We start from the raw sequence: 21,941 nt of genomic DNA on the forward strand, positions 1-21,941 counted from the left end.
GTGGGACGTCGGCTCGTACTACTGTCGATAGCCGTCAACTCGTCCGAGAAACTATCTCACCCCGACGTCGAGGCGAGTCACCGAACTCACACGTCTCGGTCGCTCCCGTAGCGCTCAAGGGAGTGTCACGAGTAGAGCGTCCCGTGACACTCTCCGCCGTCGTCTTCGATTTCGACTATACGCTGACGGTTCCCGACCGCCCCCGACAGGCCGTCTTGGACGAGGCCACCGCGGCGGTCGGCGCTCCCGACCTCTCGCGCGAGGCGTACCTCGACGCCCACTCGCGCCACCTCGACAGCGAGAGCCGAGAACCCATCTTCGCCGACCTCCTCCCCGAGGACGGCGACACCGGCCCCGCGGCGCTGACCGAGGCCTACCGCGAGAAGGTCGCCGACTCGCTCGTCGCTGTCGAGGGCGTCTCCGGCCTTCTCGCGGACCTCAGCGAGGAGTACGCGCTCGGCCTGCTGACCAACGGTCCGACCGCGGCCCAGCGGAGCAAACTCGACCGCTTCGACTGGGTGGACTACTTCGACGCGGTCGTCGTCACGGGCGACCTCGACGCCGGCAAGCCCGACGAGCGCGCCTTCGAGGCCGTCCTCGCAGAGTTGGGCGTCGAACCGGACGAAGCGGTCTACGTCGGCGACGACGTCGAAGCCGACGTGGAGGGCGCACGAAACGCCGGTCTCCACGCGATTCAAGTGGTCTTCGAGGACGGCCCGGACCACCATCCCGACGCCGACGCGCACGTCGAGCGAGACGCGCTGGCCGCCGAGCTACCCGAAATCCTGAAAAAACTATAGTACCGCGACGAACACGTCCGTCGCGCGCTTGACCTCCGCGCCGTCTTCCACGAACACGAGCGTCCGGGGCGGCCGAACTGCCTTGGGTCGCACGCGCAGGCCGACCTCCTCGGCGGCGTCGGCCGCGGCGTCCACTCGCTCGCGGAACTCGACGCGGACGCGCTCGTCGTGGACGTAGACCTCCGCGAGAACCGCGTCGCCGTCGTCTCCGTCGGTGGTCTCGTCACCGTCTTCCCGGAACGCGATTTCGTACGCGAGTTCGCCGTCGGCCGACGGCTCCACGTCGGCGTCGGCGTTCACGACTTCGAGACCGTCGAGTCCTGAGTCCTCGCGGCTCGACACCTCCGAGGAGAGCAGTTGCGCGATGCGCTTACCGTCGGTGGTTCGGTCCTCGACCATGCCCGACACCTCGCACCCCGAGCGAATCAGCCTTGGCTTTTCAACTCCTCGCGCGCTTCGGCGGCCTCCGCGCCAGCGTCCACGCCGCGCCGCCGGGCGTAGACCACCGCGGCGGCCTCGATGGTCACGCCGAGCCGTCCCTGCAAGTCGTTGATTTCGGCCACGGCGGTCTGCTTGTCGGTCCCGGCCGAGACCACCTTGTCGAGCAACTTCTCGAAGGTGGACTGCTCCTGCAGAATCGACTCGTCGGGCACGAACTCCTCGGGTATCTCGACCTCGCTCGGGTCGAACGCCGCGACGACCTCGCCGTCCTCGCGGTCGAGCAGGCCCTGTCCGGTCGCCACGTCGATGAGCCGTTCGGCTTGGTCGGGCGAGAACCAGTCGCGGTCCAGCGACAGCGCGACGACGAACTCGCTCTCGGGCATCGACTCGCGGCCCTTCTGCTGGAACGGTGCGGCGACGGCACTTCGGAGACTCATTCGGATTTGAGTGGTGTGGGAGTAGCGCGTAAAGGTGGCGGTTCTTCGACGGTGGATGCAAGGGAGTCCGAACCTCGCACGCACTTCTCAGAAAGTTGGTAAACTCTAAGTGACCGTCGTCGGAGCGTCAGGTATGGACGAACGTAGGTCTACGAGGAGGCTGTTTCTGCAGACGAGCGGTGTCGCGGCGGCCGTCGGCCTCGCGGGGTGCAGCGGCATGCTCGGCGAGGACGACGACATCCAGGACACGGACGGCGACGGGGTCATCGACAGCGAAGATTACGCGCCGAGGGACTCCAGCGTCCAGCGGAAAGAACAGGTCGGAGGTGGCGACTCGACCGAGACCACGGCGGAGACCACGACGGAGGAGACGACCGAAGCGACGACAGAAGAGACCACGACCGAAGCGACGACGGAGGAGACCACGACGGAAGAGACGACCACGGAGGAGCAGACCACGGCCGAACCGACCGAGGGGATGGTCGCACGGGACCGACTCGTGAGTCGGTGGCCCTTCGAGGTCGAACTGCGGGACGCCGTCGGCGACAACGACGCGCACGCCGAGCGAGGAGAACCGCGGTTCGGAACCTTCGACAGTCGCAGGGGCGTCCGACTCGACGGGAACGTCGGCATGATGATAGAGGAAGGGAAGAACGCCGAGTTGAGTATCATGTCCCGGAAGAGCGGGGCGTCTAGCATCGGTGGCTGGGTCTACTTCGATCGGAGTCGGGGCGCCCGAGACGCGAACGGCGACGGTGCGAAACACCACATCTTCCGGAAGGACGCCGAGTACGCCATCTCCGCAGTCCCGGCGAGCGCCGACACCGTCGAGATACGGCTCAACATCATGGACCAAGTGGCCGGCGAGTCGTACCACACCCACAAACACGCCGACGACGAGCTACTGGTCTCGACGAACGGTTGGCATCACGTGTTCTTCGTCGTCGAACCGGGGCGTTCGCTGGCGTTCTACCTCGACGGCGAACGACGGTTCTACGAGGGCAACATGCCGGGGTACAGTCCCACCGCCACTCAGTACTGGTCCCACGAGACCATCGGCAGTTGGTACGGGACCCGGAGTCCGGCGTGGTACGACCTGATGGTCGGCAAGCTGTCGGACTTGCGCGTCTACGACGCCGGTCTGTCGGGCAGGCAGGTGGCCCGAATCTACGCGAACACGCGGTGAGCGTCGGGCGTTCTCGCGGTCGAGCCGCGGCCGGGAGACTGATGTTTTTTATAAGCACCTCCCCACCGTCTACGTATGCAAACCCACATCGTCCCGGTCGGCTTCGACTACGACCGGCTCATCGCGCCGCTCGTGCGCGACCAGTTGGACGTGGACCGCGTCATCCTGCTGGAGGGCGCGGTCGGGAGCGAGGCCAACGTCGAATACTCGCAGAACCTCTCCCAGAAACTCGAACAGGACTTCCGGAACCTGTTGGGCGCGACCACCGAGCGCGTCGTGGTCGCCGACGTGTACGACTACGACGCCGCCTTCGAGCAGGCCTACGACCTCATCAACGCCGAGTTGGACGAAGGTCGGGAGGTCTGGGTCAACATCTCCTCGATGCCTCGGACCGTCAGCTTCGCCTTTGCGACGGCGGCCCACTCCGTGATGGTCGAGCGCGAGCAGGACCGCGAGAAGATTCACACCTACTACACCGCCCCGGAGAAGTACCTCGAAACCGAACTCGCCGAGGAGCTACGCAGACAGATGGACCTGCTGGAGGACCTCGAAGAGGGTGTCGAAGACGAGCGCGTCACCGACCGCCTCGACAGCGCGCGGGACCTGCTCTCGGAGTTCGACGAGCGAGGCACCACCATCGGCGCGAAGGAGATTCGCGGCGGCCACATCGTGGAACTCCCGGTGGCGTCCTTCTCGAACGTCAAACCCTTCGAGGAGGTCATCCTGTTCAAACTCGGCGAAGAGGGCGAGTTCGAGTCGGTGTCGGAACTCGCCGACGCCCTCGCGAGCGAACTCAACGAGGAGTACACCGACAGCTTCCGGTCGAAGGTCATCTACAACGTCGATAGGTTGGGACCGGGCGGGAAAGGCTACATCGAGCAGGAGGAACACGGGAAGTCGTATCGGACGCGGCTTTCGCGGATTGGGGAGTTGTGGGTTCGAGCGCACGCGAATGGAAACTAGCCTTCGTCGGAGGGGACTTTTCTAGTAACGTCGTCGTACTTTTTCCCGACGTTACTACGATATTCCATTTCGACCGTTTTTGGTCTTGCATCTGTTTTTAGAGGGAGGAAACCATCGACACAGAGAACCTCTCCCTCTAATTCTACATCCTCTTTCTCGGTCGTAGCATCAACTGAGAGTTCGTGAGCAGGCCCATTTCCGAGGTTCAAAATACCGTACTTTCCATCGGAATCTATCCCCACGAAAAGGGTTGGTGCGACGTCTACCTCGCGATTACGTTTGCTCTCGCGGACTGAGAGGAGAGTAAAAAATGCTGCTATAAAAGTTACAGCGACACGTAGCTCTATCTTAAATATGTATATAAATAGAAGCATTGCTGCTACGAGAATTACGGCAGACAAAAGAGAGATTCTGTCAAAAGAATATCTGTCTGTAATTTTGGTAAGCATACTTTCATTTCGTTGAGTTACCTGTTTCACAGTCTTATAACTCGCTTCACCAGACTGTTTTTCGTTTTGTCCTAAAGACATACCGCGAACCTATCTCCGATGCTACTTGTAATCTCTGTCAGTGATAGTGCCACAATCTCCAATTCGAGCGCAAAAGATGAGAACTACCGCGCTAGCTTTCCTTCCAACTTCTTCACCCGCGTCGCCAACGCCAAGAACGTCGCCGCGATAGTAATCACGACCGCCCCGGCCGCAGCGATTTCGTGAGTCGGCGACGAGTGGGACATGAACCCCGTCTCTAACAGTTCCTGCGCCGGAAGAGTCGTGTGGTGGGGCGTGCCGACGATGGGGAGGAAGTAGTCCACCACGTCGTTGAAGCCGTACCAGACCACCGCGACGAGGACCGCACCGACCGGGAAGTCGCTGTAGCGGTGAATCAGGAACGCCTCGGCGACCATCCCGAGGTGGCTCCAGAACAGGAAGTTGTACATCAGCACCGAGTTGTACGAGAAGCCCTCCATGAACGCCAACAGGGTGAACGGCGTCCAGAGGCCGAGTTTGAGACAGCCGAAGAAGGCCAAGGCGTTCACCACCTCCGAATTCCGGTCGAGCTTCCAGAGCGCGAGGCTGGCCGCGATGAAGAACGTCGCCACCGGACTGTCGGGGACGAAGGGCCACATGACGGGCGGTTCGGCCGCGAACTGCCACGTTATCAGCGGGTCGCCGAGCGGGAACGGGTGGAAGCCGTAGTACCAGAAGCCGAAGGCGGTCCCGGCGAGGTTGACCGCGACGATGACCCACGCGTACCGCAGGGCGAAGTCCTCCAGTGACTCCGGCAGGGGCGCGAGATAGCGCGGCAGGACCGCACGGTCGGGGAGCATACCCGACCTCTCTCGCGTCCGGCGCAAAGATTTGGCGGTCTTAGATGAGTATGGTTTAGGGATACAACTGAAGACTAATCGACGGATTCGGGATCTCGAAAGCCCTCGCGCGGTTCGCGGCCGCTCACCGGGATATTCTCGCGTCTCACTTCGTTCGACGCTCGAATAGTGGCCCGCTGAGACGACCAAGTGGAACGCGAACTGCGCTCGCCCTTTCAGTCCGCCGAGGAAATCGGTTGCGTCACAGGCCTCCCGAAATTCGGATGAGTCAACGGTCCTACAAAATACGGTTGAATCACTGGGCAACGTGGATGGTGGTCTCGTTCGTTCGAATCATCTCTCGCCGACTCGACGCGCTCGCCCTCTCCCGGCAGGTCGGACCGGCAACCGGTACTCATTAGCCCGTCGCGTCCTCAGTTCCCAGACATGGCCGAAGAGACAGATATCGAGGAACTCAAGCGAGGGAGCGAACTCGTCAAGCGCGGGTTCGCGCGGATGCAGAAGGGCGGCGTCATCATGGACGTGGTGAACCGCGAGCAGGCACGCATCGCCGAGGACGCGGGCGCTGTCGCGGTGATGGCGCTCGAAGCCGTCCCGGCCGACATCCGCAAGCGCGGCGGCGTCGCCCGGATGGCCGACCCCGCCGACGTCGAGGAGATAATCGACGAGGTGTCGATTCCGGTGATGGGCAAGTCCCGTATCGGCCACGCGAAGGAGGCCCAGATTCTGGAGGCCGTCGGCGTGGACATGATCGACGAGTCGGAGGTCCTGACGCCCGCCGACGACCGTTACCACATCGACAAGCGCGAGTTCACCTCGCCGTTCGTCTGCGGCGCGCGCAACCTCGGCGAGGCCCTGCGGCGCATCGAGGAAGGCGCGGCGATGATTCGCACGAAGGGCGAGGCGGGCACCGGCGACGTGAATCAGGCGGTCCACCACCAGCGCAACATCAAGGGCGCGATTCGGAAGATAGAGGGCATGACGAAGGAGGAGCGCGAGGCGTTCGCCCGCGAGATAGAGGCCCCCGCGCATCTCGTCCACGAGACGGCCGAGGAGGGTCGCCTGCCGGTCGTCAACTTCGCGGCGGGTGGCATCGCCATGCCGGCGGACGCCGCGCTGATGATGCACCACGGCTGCGACGGCATCTTCGTCGGCTCGGGCATCTTCGGTGCCGAGGACCCCGAGGCGATGGCCGACGCCATCGTGGAGGCGACGAACAACTGGGACGACCCCGAGCGACTCGCGGCCATCAGCAAGGACATCGGCTCTGGCATGAAGGGCGAGGCCAACGCCGACCTGCACGAGGAAGAGCAGTTGCAGGGTCGCGGGAACTGAACGGAACTGCACGCCGGAACTGAACCGTGTCGCGGTGTGCCGCGTCTCGTCGCTCGCACGGCGAGCGACGAGACGCTACGCGGCGGCGAGCCGTTCCTCGGCTTCGGGGAACAGCACGTTGTTCTCCTTGTGGACGTGGCGGTGCATGTCCGATTCGAGCATCTGCAATCGGTCGAGCATGTTCCGGTAGCTCGTGCAGGCGTCGTCGGGAATCTCGTAGCCGTCGGTCAGGTCTCGAATCCGTTCGAGGCTGGACGCCGCCGCGTCGTGTTCCGATTCGAGGTGGTCGATGGCGTCGCGGATGCGCTCGTCGTCGGCGTCGGCGGGCGGGATCTCGCTGTCGAGTTTCAGGAGTTCGGGGAAGACGTTCTCCTCCTCGTCTTCGATGTGGTGGGTGACCTCCTCCTTGAGGTCGAGGAACTCCGACTCGACGTCGCGGAGTTCGGGGTGCGAATCGCCGTGAACGCGCGCGACCTTCCGGACGACGCGTTCGAGCGACGGGAGTTCCGACCGGAGGTAGTCGTGGTGGGTCTCGACCACGTCGTCCACGAGTTCCGAGAGCGACTCGGCGGACGCGTCCGTCTCCGCGGAGTCGGACGACCGAGCGTCTGCCAATCGGTCGAGGACGGTCCGGAGTTCGAGGTCGGTCTCCTCGCAGGCCCGCTCCAGCGGTACGTCGCCGCCACAGCAGTAGTCGATGCCGAGCGATTCGAAGACGGACGCGAACTCGGGGTTGTCTCTGACGAGCTGTCCGAGGCCGGTCGCGGGGTCGATGGTCTCTGTCATGGTCGGTCGAGAGGATACTGCGTCTATTCGAACCGAACAGTGGCGCGACCAAGCGCGCTCTCCCGAATATGTTCCCCGTCCCCCGCGGCGGTCGGCTCTCGGCGGAGCGGCCGCCGCCCCCGAGCGGACTCACCGGCAGCGAGACGCCACGAACAGATTCACCGACAGAACGTCGCTCCGTCGCCGAGTTCCGTCTGGTAGGCGCGGGCGTCCACCCCGGCGTCGCCGAAGGCCCCGACCATCGCGGCCGCAACGTCGCGGCGCTGGCCGCGGTGGCGACACACCGCCAAGACGCCGGGACCCGCGCCCGAAATCGTGACGCCGGTCGCGCCCGCCTCGCGCGCCGCTTCGGTGACGGCGTCGTAGCCGTCCACGAGTTCGGCGCGGGCGGGCGTCACCACGGGGTCGGTCAGGCCGCGCCCCACGAGTTCCGGGTCGTCGCGGGCCATCCCCGCGACCAGCGTCGAGGCGTTGCCGACCGTCTCGACCAGTTGGTCCATCTTGACGGAGTCGGGGACGACGTCGCGCGCGTCGCGGGTCGAGACCACGATGTCGGGCAGACAGACCACGACCGGGAGGTCGGCGTCGATTTTCGTGATGCCGCCGTCGGTGACGACGGTGAAGCCGCCGAGAATCGAGGGCGCGACGTTGTCGGCGTGGGCGTCGCCGGAGACGACCGCTTCGCCCTCCGCGGCGAGCCAGACCAACTCCTCGTCCGAGAGACCGCGGTCGTAGAGTTCGTTGAGCGCGACCGCCGCGCCCGCGGCGCTCGACGCCGAAGAGCCGAGGCCCGACGACGGGCGGACGCCCTTGTCGATTCGGATGTGGGCGGGCGCGTCGAGTTCGCGGGCGACGACGCCCGCCGTGTTCTCCGCGGGGTCGGTCGGGACGTACTCCGCGCCCGCGCCGGTCACCGAAATCGTCGTCTCGCTGGCGCGTTCGACTCGCACCACGTCCGCGGGGTGGCCCAACGCCGCCCCGAACACGTCGAAGCCACTGCCGAGATTCGCACTCGTCGCCGGGGCCCGCACCGTGAGCATGTCCCGTGAGTAATCAGGGGCAAATCAAAAACCTGCCGGGGCGCGGCGACATTTGTTGTCAACCACTCGCCCCAGTCGCTGTTCCGCTTCTTTAAGACCTTTATATGTGGGCGACGCACGTTCGGATACATGGACCCGCACATTCTGATACTGGGCGCACCGGGCGCAGGTAAAGGAACGCAGAGCGACCGCATCGTCTCGGAGTTCGGCGTCGAACACGTCACGACGGGCGACGCGCTCCGCTCGAACAAGGAGATGGACATCGGCCACCTCGACTTGGAGTACGACACGCCGGGCGAGTACATGGACCGAGGCGAACTCGTCCCCGACGTGGTCGTCAACGAGATCGTCGACAAGGCCCTCTCGGAGGCCGACGGCTACGTCCTCGACGGCTATCCCCGAAACCTCGAACAGGCCGAGACCCTCTCGGAGATGACCGACCTCGACGCCGTCCTCTACCTCGACGTGGACGAGGACGTGCTGGTGGACCGACTGACGGGCCGGCGCGTCTGCGAGGAGTGCGGCGCGACCTACCACGTCGATTTCAACCCGCCCGAGGAGGAGGGCGTCTGCGACGAGTGCGGCGGCGACCTCTACCAGCGCGAGGACGACACCGAGGAGACGGCCCGCGAGCGCATCCGCGTCTACGAGGAGAACACCCAACCGGTCGTGGAGTTCTACGACGACGAGGGCCGTCTGGTCCGCATCGACGGCGAGCAGACCCCCGACGAGGTCTGGGACGACGTGAGAGACGCCATCGAAGCGAACGCCTGACCCGCGCGCCGCTGCGCCGGTCCGAACTCGGAAACGAAATCTATCTTTCGGCGATATAACGCCCCGAACGCGATACGTTCCCCAGAGGAATCACTTCGTCCACGTCGCGCCCACGTCGTCGGACGGCGACCAGCGGACCGTGAGGTCGCCGACCGCCGTCCCTGCGGGGACCTGAAACACCAGCCAGCCCCACTCGGTCTCGTCGGGGTCGTAGGTCTCGGTGGGCGCGTAGAACGGTCCTTCGACCGGCGACCCGAACGTCGTCCCGGTCGAGGACTGGTGGAACACCCCGGACGATTCGCCGCCGACGGCGACCGAGAACCGGCGAGAGCCGGGGAACGAAATCGGCTCGTCGGTCGTGTTCCGAGCCTCGACGCGGACGAACGCGAACGTCTTGCCCTTCTGGGCGCGGTACGTCTGGCTCTCGCCGGAGTCGTAGATGTACGACCCGAGCAGGCCGTCGAACCCGTCGGTCCCGACGCGGACCCGAATCGCCGCGCCGTCGGGCGTCGTGAACGTCTCGCCGAAGCCGCGCTCGGCCGCGAGGACGCTCGCCGTTTCGACGGCGCTCCCCGGCCGGAGGCGGTATTCGGCCCGGCCTGCTTCGGGTGGCGTCCACTCGGTCGTCCACGTCCGTCGTTCGCCGGGCGAAAGGTCGAGTTCGACGGTCTCGCGCGTCCGCCACGTAGTCTCGTCGCCGAACCGGCGCTCGAAGACGGCGCGGTAGGTGCCCGACGCCGCCCCGACGTTCTCGACGGTCGCGCTCGCCGAGAGCGTCGTTCCGAGTTCGGTCTCGGCCGGGAGCGAGAGGTCGGCGACCGAGAACTCCGGGAGGTCGGCCGAGTCGAACTGCCAGCGGACTTCGGGGACGGAGTCGGGGGCGTCGCGTTCGCCGCCACCTGCGGAACTGCTCTGGCTGTCACTCGCCGAACTGGTCTCGCCGTCGCGCGCAGCCTCGCGGCGCGCGCGACCCCACGCGACCCGAAGCCCCTCGGCCGCGCGCTCGGCGGGAACGTCGGCGACGAGCCAGCCGGACCGCGAGTCGCCGGGCGCGAGCGGCGACCCGCCGAACGGGTCGCCCTCGACCGCGAGCGAGGCGAGACCGTCCGCCGCTTGGTCGAGCGCGGCGACGACCGCGCCGTCCGAGGCGGCGAACGACGACGGGTCGGTCGGAATCGGGCGGGTCGTTCGGTTCTCCATCCAGACGCGGACGACAGCGAGAACCGAATCGTCGTCGGCGTCTCGTCGCTCGCCCGCGGCGAGTACCTCGCGTCCGCTCGGCGCGTCGAAGAACAGCGCGCGGTGGTACGCCGGGTCCGCGACCGACACCGCCAACCCGTCGGCGAAGGCGAACCGCTGGCCGCCGGGGAGTGTCTGTGTCGCGGCCGAGACGGTGTGGGCGGCCTCGCTCCCGGCGAGCCGGAACCGGTGGTGGCCGGCGTGCGACAGCGAGAACGGTCCGACCTCGACGCTCCGGGTTTCGCCGCCCGCCACGTCGCCGATTCGAATCTCGGTGTCGTCGGCTTCGGAGCCCTCGGCAGTCAGCGTGTCGGTGAAGTCGCCTGATTCGCCGCCCGCGTTGGTCGCCGCGACCGACAGCGAGAACCGCTCGCCGACGCCGACTTCGGTGGGTCCCGACAGCGTCACCTCCTCGAACGCGGCCGGGTCGCTCGACAGCGACCCGCCGAACACTTGACAGCCCGCGAGTGACGGCAGAACGGCCGTGCTGGTGAAAGAAAGGAGCCTCCGGCGATTCATACGCAATGTCTGACAGCCACCTTATAACTCCTCCGGCCGAACGGTGCGGCCGGAGCGCTCCCTCACCGACGACGCGACCCACCCGAAGGGCGACCCGCTCGAAAACCCCTCGCGTCCTCCGCAGTACGCGCACGAGAGCGAAAGTTGATTAACCGGGGGATTCCAAATCTCTCACAATGGCACGGACCGCGGACAAAATCGAGTCGCTCATCGCCGACGATTCGGCGATGGCCGACGCCCTAGCGGTCGTCTACGACCGCACCGACGGCGGTTCCGACCGCATCGAGTGGGCCGACGTCAACGACGCCCTCACGAGCGGACAGTGGGGCCGACTCATCGAAAAGGACGTGTTGGAGAGCGTCGGCGACGAGTTCCGACTCGCCGACCCCGACGCCGTCGAGACGGCGCTGGACGACGACGTACCGAGTACGACGGTTTCGACCTCGACACCGGACGGCGAGGACGCGGACATCGACTCGGAGGAATCGTCGTGGACCACGTGGGACAAACTCGCCGCGGTCGGCGCTGGTGGGTTGTTCCTCGGCTACTCCCAGAACTCGGTTCGCAACGTCGTCGGGAGTACGGTCGAGATATTCATCGGTCCCGTAGACAGCGTGTTGCCCTTCTACGTCGTCGTGTTGGTCGTCGCGCTCCTGACCGGACTGTTCAGCACCCTCCTCCAAGCGAACCTGATGGACATGGACAAGATGAGCGCCTATCAGGAGCGCATGAAGGCGATTCAGGACAAGCGCAAGGAGGCCCGCGAGCGCGGCGACGACGAGGCGCTCGAACAGATTCGCGAGGAGCAGATGGACGCGATGGGCGACCAGTTGGGCATGTTCAAAGAGCAGTTCCGCCCGATGGTCTGGACGATGTTCGTCACCATCCCCGTCTTCCTCTGGATATACTGGATGGTGCTGGACGGCCACGTGGCGACCGGTGAGACCCAAATCGTCGCGCCGCTCATCGGCGAGGCGACGTGGCGGGCGAAGGTCCTCGGCCCGATGCAGATGTGGATCATCTGGTACTTCCTCTGCTCGATGAGCCTGACCCAACTCATCCGGAAGTCGCTGAACATCCAGACCACGCCGACGTAAGGCGGATTTCGGGGTTCTTCGGGTTCGCCGAGTTTCGCCGGTGATTCTTCGGACGATTCGTCTCTTTTCTCGGTCGATTCGCGCTCGCTTCCGGTCGGTCTGTGTCGGGTTTCGGTCACAGACCGTAGTCGAGAGCGCTACTTCAGCGCCGTGCGAGACCGTCGCACGCGAGCCTCCGGCGGAAGTTCAAAACCTCTTTCATACCTCCGCTCCGAGTGGAGATATGCTAATTACGGTCTCCGGACCTCCGGGTAGCGGTAAGAGTACGACCGCCTCGGAGTTGGCGGACACGCTCGGATTCGACCACATCAGCGGCGGAGACATCTTCCGCGAGTTGGCCGACGAGCGCGACTACACCACCCTCGAATTCAACAAACTCGCCGAGGAGGACGACCAGATAGACCGCGATTTGGACCGTCGCCTCCAGCAGATCGCCGCCGAGCGCGACGACGTGGTGCTGGAGTCCCGGCTCGCCGGGTGGCTGGCGGGCGACCACGCCGACTTCCGCATCTGGCTCGACGCGCCCCTCGAGGTCCGCGCGGAACGCATCGCCGACCGCGAGGACAAGGCCGTCGAAGCGACCCGCGAGGAGACCGCGGCTCGCCAGGGGAGCGAGGCCGAGCGCTACCGCGAGTACTACGGCATCGACATCACCGACCTCACCATCTACGACCTCTCTGTCAACACGGCTCGGTGGGACGCCCCCGCAGTGCTGGACATGCTCGTGACGGCCATCGACGAGTACGACCCCGAGACCGACGAAGGCAAGTACCCCGTGGATTCGGATTACGATTTCTGACGCCATGCTCCGCGGACCACCGGACGAACGGACCCCCGACGAACTGCTCGCCTTCGGCGTCGTGAACCTCGACAAGCCGCCCGGCCCCTCCGCTCATCAGGTCGCGGCGTGGGTCCGGGACATGGCCGAGGTCGAACAGGCCGCCCACGCCGGAACTTTGGACCCGAAAGTCACGGGCTGTCTCCCGGTGCTGACCGGCGCGGCGACCCGCCTCTCGCAGGTGTTTCTGGAGGGAAGCAAGGAGTACGTCGCAGTGCTGGAACTCCACGACGACGCTCCCGCCGACATCGAGGCCATCGTCGCGGAGTTCGAGGGACCGCTCTACCAGAAGCCCCCGAGGAAGAGCGCGGTCGCTCGCCGACTCCGCGTCCGGGAGGTCTACGACCTCGACGTGCTGGAGGTCCGCGACCGACAGGCGCTCCTCCGGATTCGCTGCGAGAGCGGGACCTACATCCGAAAGCTCTGTCACGACCTCGGACTGGCGCTCGGGACGGGCGCGCACATGGGCCACCTCCGCCGGACCGGAACCGACCCCTTCGACGACTCGACGCTGGTGACGATGGAGGACCTCGCGGACGGACTAGGGAGATGGCGCGAGGACGAGGAGGACGACTGGCTCCGGGAGGTCGTCCAACCGGCCGAGCGCGCGCTGACGCACCTTCCCGCGGTGACGATTGCGCCGAGCGCGGCCGAGCAGGTCGCACGGGGCGCGCAGGTGTACGCGCCGGGCGTCATCGACGCCGAGGACGCCGACGAGGGCCAACTGGTCGCCTGTTTCACGCCGGACGGGGCCGCGGTCTGTCTCGGAACGATGATGGGGGACGCCGATGCGGACGAGGGGTTGGTGGTCGAGTTGGAGCGCGTGTTGGTGTAGTCCGGAGTCCGGTCTCGAAGTGCTGTGTTCGGCGAATCGTGCATGGATAGGTCGGGACAGGCTGACAGACGAGGACCGAACCGGTATCCGTTCTCGGCCGGTCGTCCCCTGCCGCCAAACTGAACTTTTTCACCCCGCCCGGACACCGCTACGTCATGCAACTCGGAACCGCAGAGTCCGAACCCGGCGAACTCGTCACGGGGTGGCTCGACGTGACCGACCTCCCGACGGGCACCCCCGAGCGACTCCCCGTCCTCGTCGCGGAGGGCGAAGAAGACGGCCCGACGCTCTGGATTACGGCCGCCATCCACGGCAACGAGGTCACGGGCCTCGCGGTCGCGCAGGACGTGATGACCGACGAGTTGGCCGCCGAAATCCGGGGCACAGTGGTCTGCATCCCGAACCTCAACCCCGCGGGTCTGCGGCGCACCACCCGCACCTCCTACTACGACGACGAGGACCCCAACCGCTACTTCCCCGACCCCGACGCCGAGAGCAGTCGCCCGCCGAGCGTCCAGCAACTCGTGGACGAGCGCGTCTACGAGGCCTTCGAGGATTCGGCGGACGCGCTCGTGGACCTCCACACCGCCCACGTCGGATCGATGCCGTTCCTGATTCGGGACAGAGTTCTCTACGGAGACCAGCGCACCGAGGACGAGGCCCGCGAACTCGCGGACGACCTCGAATCGCTCGTGGACGCCTTCGGCATGCCGGTCGTCAACGAGTACGCCGCTGCGGAGTACACCGAGCAGAACCTCCAGCGCTCGACCGCGGGCGCGGCGCTAAACAACGCCGGCATCCCGGCGTTCACCGCGGAGTTAGGCGGCCACGCCGTCGTGGAGGAGGACACCCGCGAGGCCGGCGTCACGGGCGTCCGAAACGTGATGCGCGAACTCGACGTTCTCCCCGGCGACCCCGACCCCGGCGCGGTCGGCCCGGAGCCACCGGTCGAGTACCCCGTCAAACGCGCGGTCCACCCTCACACCGAGACGCCGGGCATCGCGCGCCACCGCGTCGAAGCGGGCGACGTGGTGTCCGAAGGCGACGTGATTGCGGACGTCTGCACGCCTCACGGGGAGTCGAAGGCGACCGTCGAGTCCGACCACGACGGCTACGTCATCGGACGCATGCACGGCGTCGCGGTCTACGAGAACGACGCGCTAGCGAGTCTGGCGGTCCGCGACGATGGCGACCTCGTGGTCCCGCGCGATGCGAACGAGGACGGGACAGCGGAGAACGAGGCGGACGAGAGCGACGGAGCGTCCGCTTGAAATCGCTCGACGTGAAACGAAGCGCTTAACTCCGGGACGGGCTTTTGTTCGATTGCACGCGAAGTGCATCGCGGGACCGTAGGGTAGTGGTATCCTCTGCCGATGGGGTCGGTAGGACCTGAGTTCGAATCTCGGCGGTCCCATACCAGATTTTACACGTTCTTCTGATTCGAGGGACTCCGTTCCTCGGCCTCGATATCTCCGTCTCGTTTCGAGGCTCGACTTGGAGATCAACCGATAGAAGACTTTGGTCGCGGGTGAGCCGTTCGTTCACCTGTAAATTGCACACCTGAATATAGTTAATTGGGAAAAGTATTAAATAAAATTTAGTGCAACCCAGAATGGTATGGTGTCAGATAGCTCCGATTCGGACGGCGACTCTCTACACAGGAATCTCTACGACGACCTCGCGTTCGACGAGCTAGAACCCTCGGGCACGTTCACGCGGGAGGCCGCCGAGCGGTTCTTCCCGGTCCACGAGGAGAAGCGAATCGACACGATGGACAGGCCCGTCGTCATCGAGTGCGCCTGTCCGGGGTGGCAACCCGGCGGCGACCACTATCCCGCAGTTCCGGACTCGAAGGGCGAGCAGATTCAGGAACTCGTAGACAGCGTCGAGGCCGGGGCCGCCGCGGTCCACGTCCACCCCCGCGACGAGGACCGCCGCCCGCGGTGGAACGACAACGAACTCCTCGTGGACCTACTCGACCCCGTGTTCGAGGAGTGCGGCGACGTGATAACCTTCAGTCAGGGGTGGGAGGTCAGTCCCCACGCCGACTACGTGTCGGGCGTCGCGGACCTCCTCGAACGCGGCGACGGGAACAAGTACTGTCAGGGTGGCGTCGTCCTCCCGCCCGGTCTGTTCGGCGCGGGCGCGCTCCACTCGGTGTCGTCCATCACGGAGGCGGTCCGGTACTACGAGGAGAACGGCGTCAAGCCCGTCTTCCAGTTGTACGACACGCACGTCCTGCGCGACCTCAAACACCACGTCTTCGACCAGGACGAGGCCGTCTGGGACCCGTTCGTCCTCTGCATCCGGGCGGGCGCCCACGACTCGCTGACGACGGGCAACGACCCGTGGTCGTACTTCAAGGTCATCTCGGAACTACACAACGTGCGCCAGACCGTCGACAACAGCGTCGTCGGACTCTATCCCGGCGGTCGAAACTGGCTGCCGATGCTGGCGATGGGGCTGATAGCGGGCGCGAACGTCGTCCGCGTCGGCATCGAGGACGCCTACTGGAAGTATCCCCACAGCGACGAGTTAATCGAGAAGAACTCCGAGGTCGTGGAACTGGCGGTCGAACTCGCCGAGATGCTCGGGCGAGAGGTCGTCACCGACCCCGTGCGCGCTCGGGAGATCCTCGGGATGGAGTACACTTCGCCGCGGTAGTCGGGGGACCGCGGTGAAGCAGAATACAGCGAATCGAGACGCAGTTTACCACGAAATCTGGAACGTCGAGACCTCGCCCTCGCTGGTCTGTTCGACGCGGACGAACGCGCCGTCGTCGCTAAACTTCTCGGCGGTGGCCTTCAGCAGGCCCTCGTCGAGCGCGTCGGGGTAGGGGTTCTTGCACTCGACGACGCCCCCGTCGTCGCCGGACTTCTCGAAGTCGTAGTAGCCGATTTCGTCGCCGCGATGGGTGTTCTGGTACTGCTCGTCGAGGGCGGCGAGCGCGCCCTCCACGCTGTCGATGGTCGGCGGCCACTCGACGAGACCGGGAATCTCCGAGCCGATTTTGGTCACCGTCTTCGGACCGACGGTGTCGGCGAGGTCCTCGAAGGCGTCGATGTACGCGCCCCACGAGTACCACTCGTCTTCCTGTGGTTCGGGCAGACCGTGGTCGTCGAGGATGTCGAGCGCCCGGTCCTCGTACGCGCTGGAGAACTGCCCGACGCCGTCTACGACCGACCGCACCGTCTGTCCGCTCACTTCGCCGTCTCGACTGAAGGCTTTCTGTTGTGCCATACGTCCCCCATATCGCTTAATTAACTTATCTTTATTGGTGTAATATTATCAGTTATGATAATTTATAATTCCAGGAGTTGGCCGTAATCTAGTAGTCGTCGGGCGTATTTCGAATCTACAGCCTCCGTCGCTATCGAACACCGCGCCTATTGTACGATTAGCACGATGGGTTAATTTTATAGCTAGAAAGATACGGTATGTAATACATGGGTGACACGGAGACGTACGCGATAGACGACGTCGCCTTCATCGGTCGGACGGTGGGGGAGTACGAGAAGATGTTCGACATCGACCTCTCGGCGTGGGAGGGTGAGTCGGTGCTCGACTGTCCGGGCGGAGCGTGCGCGTTCGTCGCCGAAGCGAACAGGCGAGACATCGACGCGGTGGGCGCGGACATGCTCTACCACGTCCCGCCCGAGAAACTCCGCGAGAAGTGCGAGCGTGACATCGACACCGCCATCGCGGGCTTCGACGGCGTGGAAGACCAGTTCGTCTGGCAGTTCTACGACGACGTGGCGGACGTGCGCGACCACTGGACGCGTGCCTACGAGGAGTTCATCGCCGACTACGCCGACTACCACGACACCGACCGGTACGTGAAAGCCGAACTGCCGGACCTGCCGTACGCCGACGACTCGTTCTCGCTGGTCCTGTCGGCCCACCTCCTGTTCCTCTACATGGACAAACTGGAACACGAGTTCCACCGAGAGTCACTGCTCGAACTGGCCCGCGTGGCCAGCGACGAGGTCCGAGTCTACCCGCTGGAACGCTTCGACGGCAAGCGCTACCCGCGACTGGACGACCTATGCGAGACGCTGGCGGACGCGGGCCACGAGACCGAGATTCGGTCGGTCCCCTTCGAGTTCCAGCAGGGCGCGGACGAACTGATGCGAATCAAGGTCTGAACGGGACTCACTGTAGATATTTTAGAGCAATATTTTCCGTCTCGAAGAACAGGTGTTTCTTTTGAGGGACGCACAGCAAGCACCGTCTAGTTAGCGCGGGTTGAGAAGTGAGTAGGTCGTAGCGGTTGTGTCCGTGCGAGTCGCAAACCTGTCAAAGAGACGTTAGACACGGCTACTCTTGACTGTCGGCAACGGGAGGCCGACAGAGAGGATTAGCCTTCGGACATGTCCGTTACTGCCATTCCGATTCCGTACGTCAGGGAGACTAACGCGACACCGAACATGAGAAGCCACAAGATAAGGATGAGATTAAACGGAACGGTCCTTACTCCCTCGGGGAGGACGCGCTTTACTGCGATTTTATCTGTAACGATCGGGCGGTAGACCAGCTGTGCAACCATCATAACGAGTCCGGTGGTGGCACCGAAGGCGAGCGTCCACCAACTCCCGCCATCGTAGGGGGTCTGTCGGAGGATACTGACATAGTCGATTACGAGCGTAACTCCGATGGAGTACAGGAGACAGATGGTCACAGATACTACAGAATAATCGAGTATCAGAAAATGCGAACTCAGGCCGATACATATCCCAGCTACACCACCAACGAGCGCTGCTCGCTTCGTTGGCGGATTTCGAGTCGTCTTCTTGGACGCTGAAGACGGAGTGGAGTGGTTTGATCGATCGGGGTTCATCTGATACTCACCAGCTGTTGACGGGGATATCGGTTCGGGGGGACCGTTCTATACGGAAAGATAACCGAAATTGCAATAAAGAAACCGGTCTTCTAGAGCGAATTGTTCGTGAGTTCTCGCCGTCTACAGATAAGCGAGGCGAGTGCCTCGGGGCTTGACCTCGAGGGTGCAGCCGACACGAACTTTTATTTGTATGATTCGGACAGCAGAGTACAGTCAGAAATCCCGAAGACGGCGCATCAAGCCCTCGATGAACGCACGCCAGTCGAGGAGGAAAACTAGACGATTCCCACAGCAATTTCCGTTCACCGTGGCAACAATCTTCTCCTAGTCACCGTTGGAAAACGACCCGAATACGCGCTCGAGTACCGACCTACTCGGCGCGTTTCACGCCCGGATTCGTCACCGCCGACGTTTTTACGTCGTCGGGTGTCCTCGCTCGCTCCCTGTGGTCGCTCGCTGTGGGCACCGCTCCTCGTAAAAACGTCGATGAAAAACCTCCGCTCGCTCACGTCCGTTCGCTCGCGGCGAAACGGCGCGCTCCGCGCGCCGTACCGTCCCCTGAAACGACACTCTCCTACTCGTCGCGTTTCACGCCCGGATTCGTCACCGCCCCGTTCGCCGCCGACCCGAACGTCGCGCCGTACTTCGCCAGCACGCCGTTCTGATACGCCATCTCCGGTTCGTCCCGCGATTCCAACCGCGACTGCAACTCCTCGTCCGACAGTTCCGCGTCGAGGGTCCGGTCGGCGATGTCGATAGTCACGTGGTCGCCGTCCTCCAAGGCTCCTATCGGCCCGCCTGCGAACGACTCGGGCGCGACGTGGCCGATCATCGGTCCGCGAGTCGCGCCCGAGAACCGGCCGTCCGTGACCATCGCCACGTCGTCCTCGTGGCCCGCGCCGACGACGGCGGAGGTGACCCCGAGCATCTCGCGCATGCCCGGCCCGCCCCGCGGCCCCTCGTTGCGGATGACGATGACGTCGCCCGACTCGATGCGGCCCTCTTGGACGTAGGCCATCGCGTCTTCCTCGGTCTCGAAGACGCGGGCCGGGCCTTCGTGGTGGAAGTTGTCCTCACCGGTGACCTTCAGCACGGCACCGTCCGGCGCGAGGTTGCCGGTGAGAATCTTGATGGCTCCCTCCTCGTGGAAGGGGTCGTCCACCGGCCGGACGAACTCGGCGTCGATGGCGTCGTCCGCCGGCAGGTCCAACTCCTCCAGTTCCTCCGAAATCGTCCGGCCCGTGACGGTCATGGCGTCGCCGTCGAACAGCCCCGCGTCCACGAGGCGGCGAATCACGACCGGGACGCCGCCCTGCTCGTAGAGGTCGAACATCACGCGCTCGCCGCCGGGTTGGAGGTTCGCGATTTTGGGCGTCCGGCGCGAGATAGCGTCGAACTCCTCGATGTCGAGGTCCACGCCGGCCTCGGCGGCGAGTGCGAGCAGGTGGAGGACGCCGTTCGTAGAGCCGCCGATGGCGACCTGTAGCGCGATGGCGTTCTCGAACGACCGCTTGTCGAGGATGTCGGAGGGCGTGCGGTCGTTCTCGATGCAGTCGAGCGCGAGTTCCCCGGCGCGCTCGGCGACCTCGTAGCGCTCGTCGAACTCGGCGGGCGCGCCCGCGCTCCCGAGCGGCGCGAGTCCCAGCGCCTCCGCGACGGAGGCCATCGTGTTCGCGGTGAACATCCCGCCGCACGACCCCGCGCCCGGACAGGCGTGGCGTTCGAGGTCGTCGAGTTCCCCCTCGCTCATCTCGCCCTCGGCGACCGCGCCGACGCCCTCGAAGACGTTCTGGATGGTGACCTCCCGGCCGTCGTGCTCGCCGGGCATGATGGACCCGCCGTAGAGGAACACGGAGGGCAGGTCGGTCCGAATCGCCGCCATCATCATCCCCGGCAGGTTCTTGTCGCACCCGCCGACCGTGACGAGACCGTCCATGCGCTCGCCGAACGCGACCAACTCCACCGAGTCGGCGATGACCTCGCGGGAAATCAGCGAGGCGCGCATCCCCTCGGTCCCCATCGAGATGGCGTCCGAGATGGTGATGGTTCCGAACTCGATGGGCATCCCGCCCGCCCCATCGACGCCCTCGTAGGCCGAGGCCGCCACGTCGTCCAAGTGGACGTTGCACGGCGTGATATCGGCCGCGGGGTTCGCGATTCCGACCATCGGCGACGAGAGGTCGGCGTCGTCGTACCCCATCGCGCGGAACATCGCGCGGTGCGGCGCTCGCTCGACGCCTTCAGTGACCTCGCTACTCCGCAAATTTCCGGGTTTCTCGGTCATACGTCCGCATGACCGCGGAGGGGCTTAAGTTACCGCCCTCGGACAGATGTTGCTGTCGAACCTCGGAACGACCGAACATCTCCGGTCCGTCGCTCGCGGGAGTCCGCTCACTTCTGGCGTCCGCTCACTCCGGGAGGTCGAGGACGACCGTCTCGGCCTCGTAGTCCTCCACGAACGCGCCGTCGCCGCCCACGCTGTACCGACCGGCCCCGGTCTCGACGACCAGCGCCGCCTCTACCGGGAACGAGTTGTTCGCGGGTTCGACCAGTCCCTGCCGGACCGCGACGACCCGGCCGGATATCTCTCCGGGACCGTCGTCGGCGTTGAGCGCCCGCCCCCGGACGGTTGCGGTCGGTTCCGCGCCCGCCCGGAGGTGGAGCGTCGCCTGCAGGACCGCCTGCCGGAAGTCGGCGTACGTCTCCGGGAGGTCGTGGGCGTCGGCGACGTACACCTCCTCGGCCATCGGCCAGTAGTTGCCGAAGAACGACCCGATCAGCACCGGAGCCAACTGGCGCTGGGTGAACGCGATGGCGCGCTCGCCGCTGTTCGAGCGGGCTATCATCTGGGGCGGCGCGACGAGACTGCGAGTCCGGTCGGCGGTTATCATGGTCGGGGTCTGCTCGCGCCACGCGCGGGCGACCGTGGCGACGCCGTCGAGCGCGAGGTCGTCGGCGGGGTCGGTGCCGGTGACGACCAACAGCACGAGGACCCCGCGCTCGACGGCGTCCCGGAGTTCCGACTCGACCTCCGAGAGGTGGTCGTAGGGTATCGACAGCGACACCTCCTCGGTCGCCTCTCGGACGAGCGCAGTGACGCGCTTGAGAACCGTCACGCGGGACTTGATGACCTCGAACTGGTTGGTCTCGGGCGTGGCCTTCGAGTACCGGGCTTCGAGCGCGGGTCCCATCCGCTCGACGTCCTCGGTGAGCGAATCGACCACCTCCTGGGGCGGGACCGCCCGGATGGTGGTCGGGACCGCGTGGTCGTTGACCGAGACGAACCCCCGCTCCTCTAACTCCTCGCTGACGCTGTAGACGTATCGCTTGGAGACGCCCGCGTCGTCGGCGACGACGCTGGCCTTCGCTTCGCCGTGGTCGAGGACCGTCAGGTAGATGTCTATCTCCTTGTCGGAGAGCCCGAACTCCCGGAGCAGTCGGGAGAGCGTCGAGTCGTCCATCGCTCGTATTTGTCCGGTGG

Annotated in this window: 22 protein-coding genes and 1 tRNA gene; 12 read left to right on the top strand and 11 right to left on the bottom strand. The window is 65.1% G+C overall.

Annotation, left to right across the window (positions count from 1 at the left end; genetic code table 11):
• Positions 1 to 143: 143 nt before the first annotated feature.
• Positions 144 to 800 carry an HAD family hydrolase gene (locus M0R88_RS02555; protein WP_248655397.1) on the top strand — a complete coding sequence of 219 codons (657 nt, stop codon included), beginning with the start codon at positions 144 to 146 and terminating at the stop codon, positions 798 to 800.
• On the opposite strand, the gene M0R88_RS02560 is transcribed toward M0R88_RS02555, so the two are convergent.
• Positions 795 to 1,199, bottom strand: coding sequence for a DUF7993 family protein (locus tag M0R88_RS02560; RefSeq protein ID WP_248655398.1), 405 nt, complete (start codon positions 1,197 to 1,199; stop codon positions 795 to 797). The genes M0R88_RS02555 and M0R88_RS02560 overlap by 6 nt on opposite strands.
• A gap of 26 nt (positions 1,200 to 1,225) precedes the next feature.
• Positions 1,226 to 1,678: a DUF2240 family protein gene (locus tag M0R88_RS02565; protein WP_248655399.1), complete on the bottom strand. Its 453-nt coding sequence runs from the start codon at positions 1,676 to 1,678 to the stop codon at positions 1,226 to 1,228.
• A 133-nt stretch (positions 1,679 to 1,811) separates the two neighbouring features.
• Here M0R88_RS02565 and M0R88_RS02570 point away from each other — a divergent pair, with 133 nt between their 5' ends.
• Positions 1,812 to 2,864, top strand: a complete 1,053-nt coding sequence (locus M0R88_RS02570; protein WP_248655400.1) for a LamG-like jellyroll fold domain-containing protein — start codon at positions 1,812 to 1,814, stop codon at positions 2,862 to 2,864.
• Positions 2,865 to 2,939: 75 nt separating this feature from the next.
• Positions 2,940 to 3,827: an HFX_2341 family transcriptional regulator gene (locus M0R88_RS02575; protein WP_248655401.1), complete on the top strand. Its 888-nt coding sequence runs from the start codon at positions 2,940 to 2,942 to the stop codon at positions 3,825 to 3,827.
• Here M0R88_RS02575 and M0R88_RS02580 read toward each other — a convergent pair.
• The gene (locus M0R88_RS02580) at positions 3,824 to 4,276 is read right to left on the bottom strand and encodes a hypothetical protein (protein WP_248655402.1); all 453 of its coding nucleotides are present in this window, start codon (positions 4,274 to 4,276) and stop codon (positions 3,824 to 3,826) included. The two genes, M0R88_RS02575 and M0R88_RS02580, sit on opposite strands and share 4 nt — an antisense overlap.
• A 164-nt stretch (positions 4,277 to 4,440) precedes the next feature.
• On the bottom strand, positions 4,441 to 5,157 hold the full coding sequence (locus M0R88_RS02585; protein WP_248655403.1) for a DUF1405 domain-containing protein: 717 nt from the start codon (positions 5,155 to 5,157) through the stop codon (positions 4,441 to 4,443).
• Positions 5,158 to 5,583: 426 nt separating this feature from the next.
• On the opposite strand from M0R88_RS02585, the gene pdxS reads away from it, so the two are divergent.
• Entirely contained in the window at positions 5,584 to 6,492 is a 909-nt protein-coding gene (pdxS, locus tag M0R88_RS02590) for a pyridoxal 5'-phosphate synthase lyase subunit PdxS (protein WP_248655404.1), read from the top strand.
• Between the two features lie 75 nt (positions 6,493 to 6,567).
• Here pdxS and ric read toward each other — a convergent pair whose 3' ends face one another.
• Together ric and M0R88_RS02600 are read right to left on the bottom strand one after the other, a co-directional pair.
• A complete protein-coding gene (ric, locus tag M0R88_RS02595) occupies positions 6,568 to 7,278 on the bottom strand; it encodes an iron-sulfur cluster repair di-iron protein (protein WP_248655405.1) in 711 nt (236 codons plus the stop codon).
• 158 nt (positions 7,279 to 7,436) lie between these two features.
• On the bottom strand, positions 7,437 to 8,318 hold the full coding sequence (locus tag M0R88_RS02600) for a homoserine kinase (RefSeq protein WP_248655406.1): 882 nt from the start codon (positions 8,316 to 8,318) through the stop codon (positions 7,437 to 7,439).
• A gap of 129 nt (positions 8,319 to 8,447) precedes the next feature.
• Between M0R88_RS02600 and M0R88_RS02605 the strand changes: the two genes are divergently transcribed.
• Positions 8,448 to 9,092, top strand: a complete 645-nt coding sequence (locus M0R88_RS02605) for an adenylate kinase (protein WP_248655407.1) — start codon at positions 8,448 to 8,450, stop codon at positions 9,090 to 9,092.
• Positions 9,093 to 9,182: 90 nt separating this feature from the next.
• Here M0R88_RS02605 and M0R88_RS02610 read toward each other — a convergent pair whose 3' ends face one another.
• On the bottom strand, positions 9,183 to 10,850 hold the full coding sequence (locus M0R88_RS02610; protein WP_248655408.1) for a hypothetical protein: 1,668 nt from the start codon (positions 10,848 to 10,850) through the stop codon (positions 9,183 to 9,185).
• Between the two features lie 176 nt (positions 10,851 to 11,026).
• Between M0R88_RS02610 and M0R88_RS02615 the strand changes: the two genes are divergently transcribed.
• From M0R88_RS02615 to M0R88_RS02640, 6 genes are all read left to right on the top strand, one after another.
• A complete protein-coding gene (locus M0R88_RS02615) occupies positions 11,027 to 11,947 on the top strand; it encodes a DUF106 domain-containing protein (protein WP_248655409.1) in 921 nt (306 codons plus the stop codon).
• Between the two features lie 223 nt (positions 11,948 to 12,170).
• Positions 12,171 to 12,746, top strand: coding sequence for a (d)CMP kinase (cmk, locus tag M0R88_RS02620; RefSeq protein WP_248655410.1), 576 nt, complete (start codon positions 12,171 to 12,173; stop codon positions 12,744 to 12,746).
• 4 nt (positions 12,747 to 12,750) lie between these two features.
• Entirely contained in the window at positions 12,751 to 13,620 is an 870-nt protein-coding gene (locus tag M0R88_RS02625) for an RNA-guided pseudouridylation complex pseudouridine synthase subunit Cbf5 (protein WP_248655411.1), read from the top strand.
• A 155-nt stretch (positions 13,621 to 13,775) separates the two neighbouring features.
• Positions 13,776 to 14,891 carry a succinylglutamate desuccinylase/aspartoacylase family protein gene (locus tag M0R88_RS02630; RefSeq protein WP_248655412.1) on the top strand — a complete coding sequence of 372 codons (1,116 nt, stop codon included), beginning with the start codon at positions 13,776 to 13,778 and terminating at the stop codon, positions 14,889 to 14,891.
• 72 nt (positions 14,892 to 14,963) lie between these two features.
• Positions 14,964 to 15,034, top strand: a tRNA-Pro gene (locus M0R88_RS02635).
• Between the two features lie 203 nt (positions 15,035 to 15,237).
• On the top strand, positions 15,238 to 16,284 hold the full coding sequence (locus M0R88_RS02640) for a beta-keto acid cleavage family enzyme (RefSeq protein ID WP_248655413.1): 1,047 nt from the start codon (positions 15,238 to 15,240) through the stop codon (positions 16,282 to 16,284).
• A 45-nt stretch (positions 16,285 to 16,329) separates the two neighbouring features.
• Here the strand turns inward: M0R88_RS02640 and M0R88_RS02645 are convergent, their stop codons facing one another.
• Positions 16,330 to 16,860 (bottom strand): hypothetical protein, encoded by a 531-nt coding sequence (locus M0R88_RS02645; protein WP_248655414.1) that lies wholly within the window; start codon positions 16,858 to 16,860, stop codon positions 16,330 to 16,332.
• 206 nt (positions 16,861 to 17,066) lie between these two features.
• On the opposite strand from M0R88_RS02645, the gene M0R88_RS02650 reads away from it, so the two are divergent.
• Entirely contained in the window at positions 17,067 to 17,765 is a 699-nt protein-coding gene (locus tag M0R88_RS02650; RefSeq protein ID WP_248655415.1) for a hypothetical protein, read from the top strand.
• Positions 17,766 to 17,977: 212 nt separating this feature from the next.
• Here the strand turns inward: M0R88_RS02650 and M0R88_RS02655 are convergent, their stop codons facing one another.
• From M0R88_RS02655 to M0R88_RS02665, 3 genes are all read right to left on the bottom strand, one after another.
• The gene (locus M0R88_RS02655; RefSeq protein ID WP_248655416.1) at positions 17,978 to 18,457 is read right to left on the bottom strand and encodes a hypothetical protein; all 480 of its coding nucleotides are present in this window, start codon (positions 18,455 to 18,457) and stop codon (positions 17,978 to 17,980) included.
• Positions 18,458 to 19,034: 577 nt separating this feature from the next.
• Positions 19,035 to 20,744: a dihydroxy-acid dehydratase gene (gene ilvD, locus M0R88_RS02660; protein WP_248655417.1), complete on the bottom strand. Its 1,710-nt coding sequence runs from the start codon at positions 20,742 to 20,744 to the stop codon at positions 19,035 to 19,037.
• Between the two features lie 124 nt (positions 20,745 to 20,868).
• A complete protein-coding gene (locus M0R88_RS02665; protein WP_248655418.1) occupies positions 20,869 to 21,921 on the bottom strand; it encodes a TrmB family transcriptional regulator in 1,053 nt (350 codons plus the stop codon).
• Positions 21,922 to 21,941: the final 20 nt, after the last annotated feature.

Source organism: Halorussus gelatinilyticus (genome assembly GCF_023238445.1).
In the GTDB taxonomy this organism is placed as follows: domain Archaea; phylum Halobacteriota; class Halobacteria; order Halobacteriales; family Haladaptataceae; genus Halorussus; species Halorussus gelatinilyticus.

What these genes read in the sequence shown, in the direction of transcription:
- M0R88_RS02575 (WP_248655401.1), top strand. Translation starts at nt 2,940, where the DNA reads ATGCAAACCCACATCGTCCCGGTCGGCTTCGACTACGACCGGCTCATC.
- M0R88_RS02570 (WP_248655400.1), top strand. Translation starts at nt 1,812, where the DNA reads ATGGACGAACGTAGGTCTACGAGGAGGCTGTTTCTGCAGACGAGCGGT.
- M0R88_RS02645 (WP_248655414.1), bottom strand. Translation starts at nt 16,860, where the DNA reads ATGGCACAACAGAAAGCCTTCAGTCGAGACGGCGAAGTGAGCGGACAG.
- M0R88_RS02585 (WP_248655403.1), bottom strand. Translation starts at nt 5,157, where the DNA reads ATGCTCCCCGACCGTGCGGTCCTGCCGCGCTATCTCGCGCCCCTGCCG.
- M0R88_RS02615 (WP_248655409.1), top strand. Translation starts at nt 11,027, where the DNA reads ATGGCACGGACCGCGGACAAAATCGAGTCGCTCATCGCCGACGATTCG.
- M0R88_RS02560 (WP_248655398.1), bottom strand. Translation starts at nt 1,199, where the DNA reads ATGGTCGAGGACCGAACCACCGACGGTAAGCGCATCGCGCAACTGCTC.
- cmk (WP_248655410.1), top strand. Translation starts at nt 12,171, where the DNA reads ATGCTAATTACGGTCTCCGGACCTCCGGGTAGCGGTAAGAGTACGACC.
- ilvD (WP_248655417.1), bottom strand. Translation starts at nt 20,744, where the DNA reads ATGACCGAGAAACCCGGAAATTTGCGGAGTAGCGAGGTCACTGAAGGC.
- M0R88_RS02600 (WP_248655406.1), bottom strand. Translation starts at nt 8,318, where the DNA reads ATGCTCACGGTGCGGGCCCCGGCGACGAGTGCGAATCTCGGCAGTGGC.
- M0R88_RS02650 (WP_248655415.1), top strand. Translation starts at nt 17,067, where the DNA reads ATGGGTGACACGGAGACGTACGCGATAGACGACGTCGCCTTCATCGGT.
- M0R88_RS02605 (WP_248655407.1), top strand. Translation starts at nt 8,448, where the DNA reads ATGGACCCGCACATTCTGATACTGGGCGCACCGGGCGCAGGTAAAGGA.
- M0R88_RS02655 (WP_248655416.1), bottom strand. Translation starts at nt 18,457, where the DNA reads ATGAACCCCGATCGATCAAACCACTCCACTCCGTCTTCAGCGTCCAAG.
- M0R88_RS02625 (WP_248655411.1), top strand. Translation starts at nt 12,751, where the DNA reads ATGCTCCGCGGACCACCGGACGAACGGACCCCCGACGAACTGCTCGCC.
- M0R88_RS02565 (WP_248655399.1), bottom strand. Translation starts at nt 1,678, where the DNA reads ATGAGTCTCCGAAGTGCCGTCGCCGCACCGTTCCAGCAGAAGGGCCGC.
- M0R88_RS02580 (WP_248655402.1), bottom strand. Translation starts at nt 4,276, where the DNA reads ATGCTTACCAAAATTACAGACAGATATTCTTTTGACAGAATCTCTCTT.
- M0R88_RS02640 (WP_248655413.1), top strand. Translation starts at nt 15,238, where the DNA reads ATGGTGTCAGATAGCTCCGATTCGGACGGCGACTCTCTACACAGGAAT.
- pdxS (WP_248655404.1), top strand. Translation starts at nt 5,584, where the DNA reads ATGGCCGAAGAGACAGATATCGAGGAACTCAAGCGAGGGAGCGAACTC.
- M0R88_RS02610 (WP_248655408.1), bottom strand. Translation starts at nt 10,850, where the DNA reads ATGAATCGCCGGAGGCTCCTTTCTTTCACCAGCACGGCCGTTCTGCCG.
- ric (WP_248655405.1), bottom strand. Translation starts at nt 7,278, where the DNA reads ATGACAGAGACCATCGACCCCGCGACCGGCCTCGGACAGCTCGTCAGA.
- M0R88_RS02630 (WP_248655412.1), top strand. Translation starts at nt 13,776, where the DNA reads ATGCAACTCGGAACCGCAGAGTCCGAACCCGGCGAACTCGTCACGGGG.
- M0R88_RS02665 (WP_248655418.1), bottom strand. Translation starts at nt 21,921, where the DNA reads ATGGACGACTCGACGCTCTCCCGACTGCTCCGGGAGTTCGGGCTCTCC.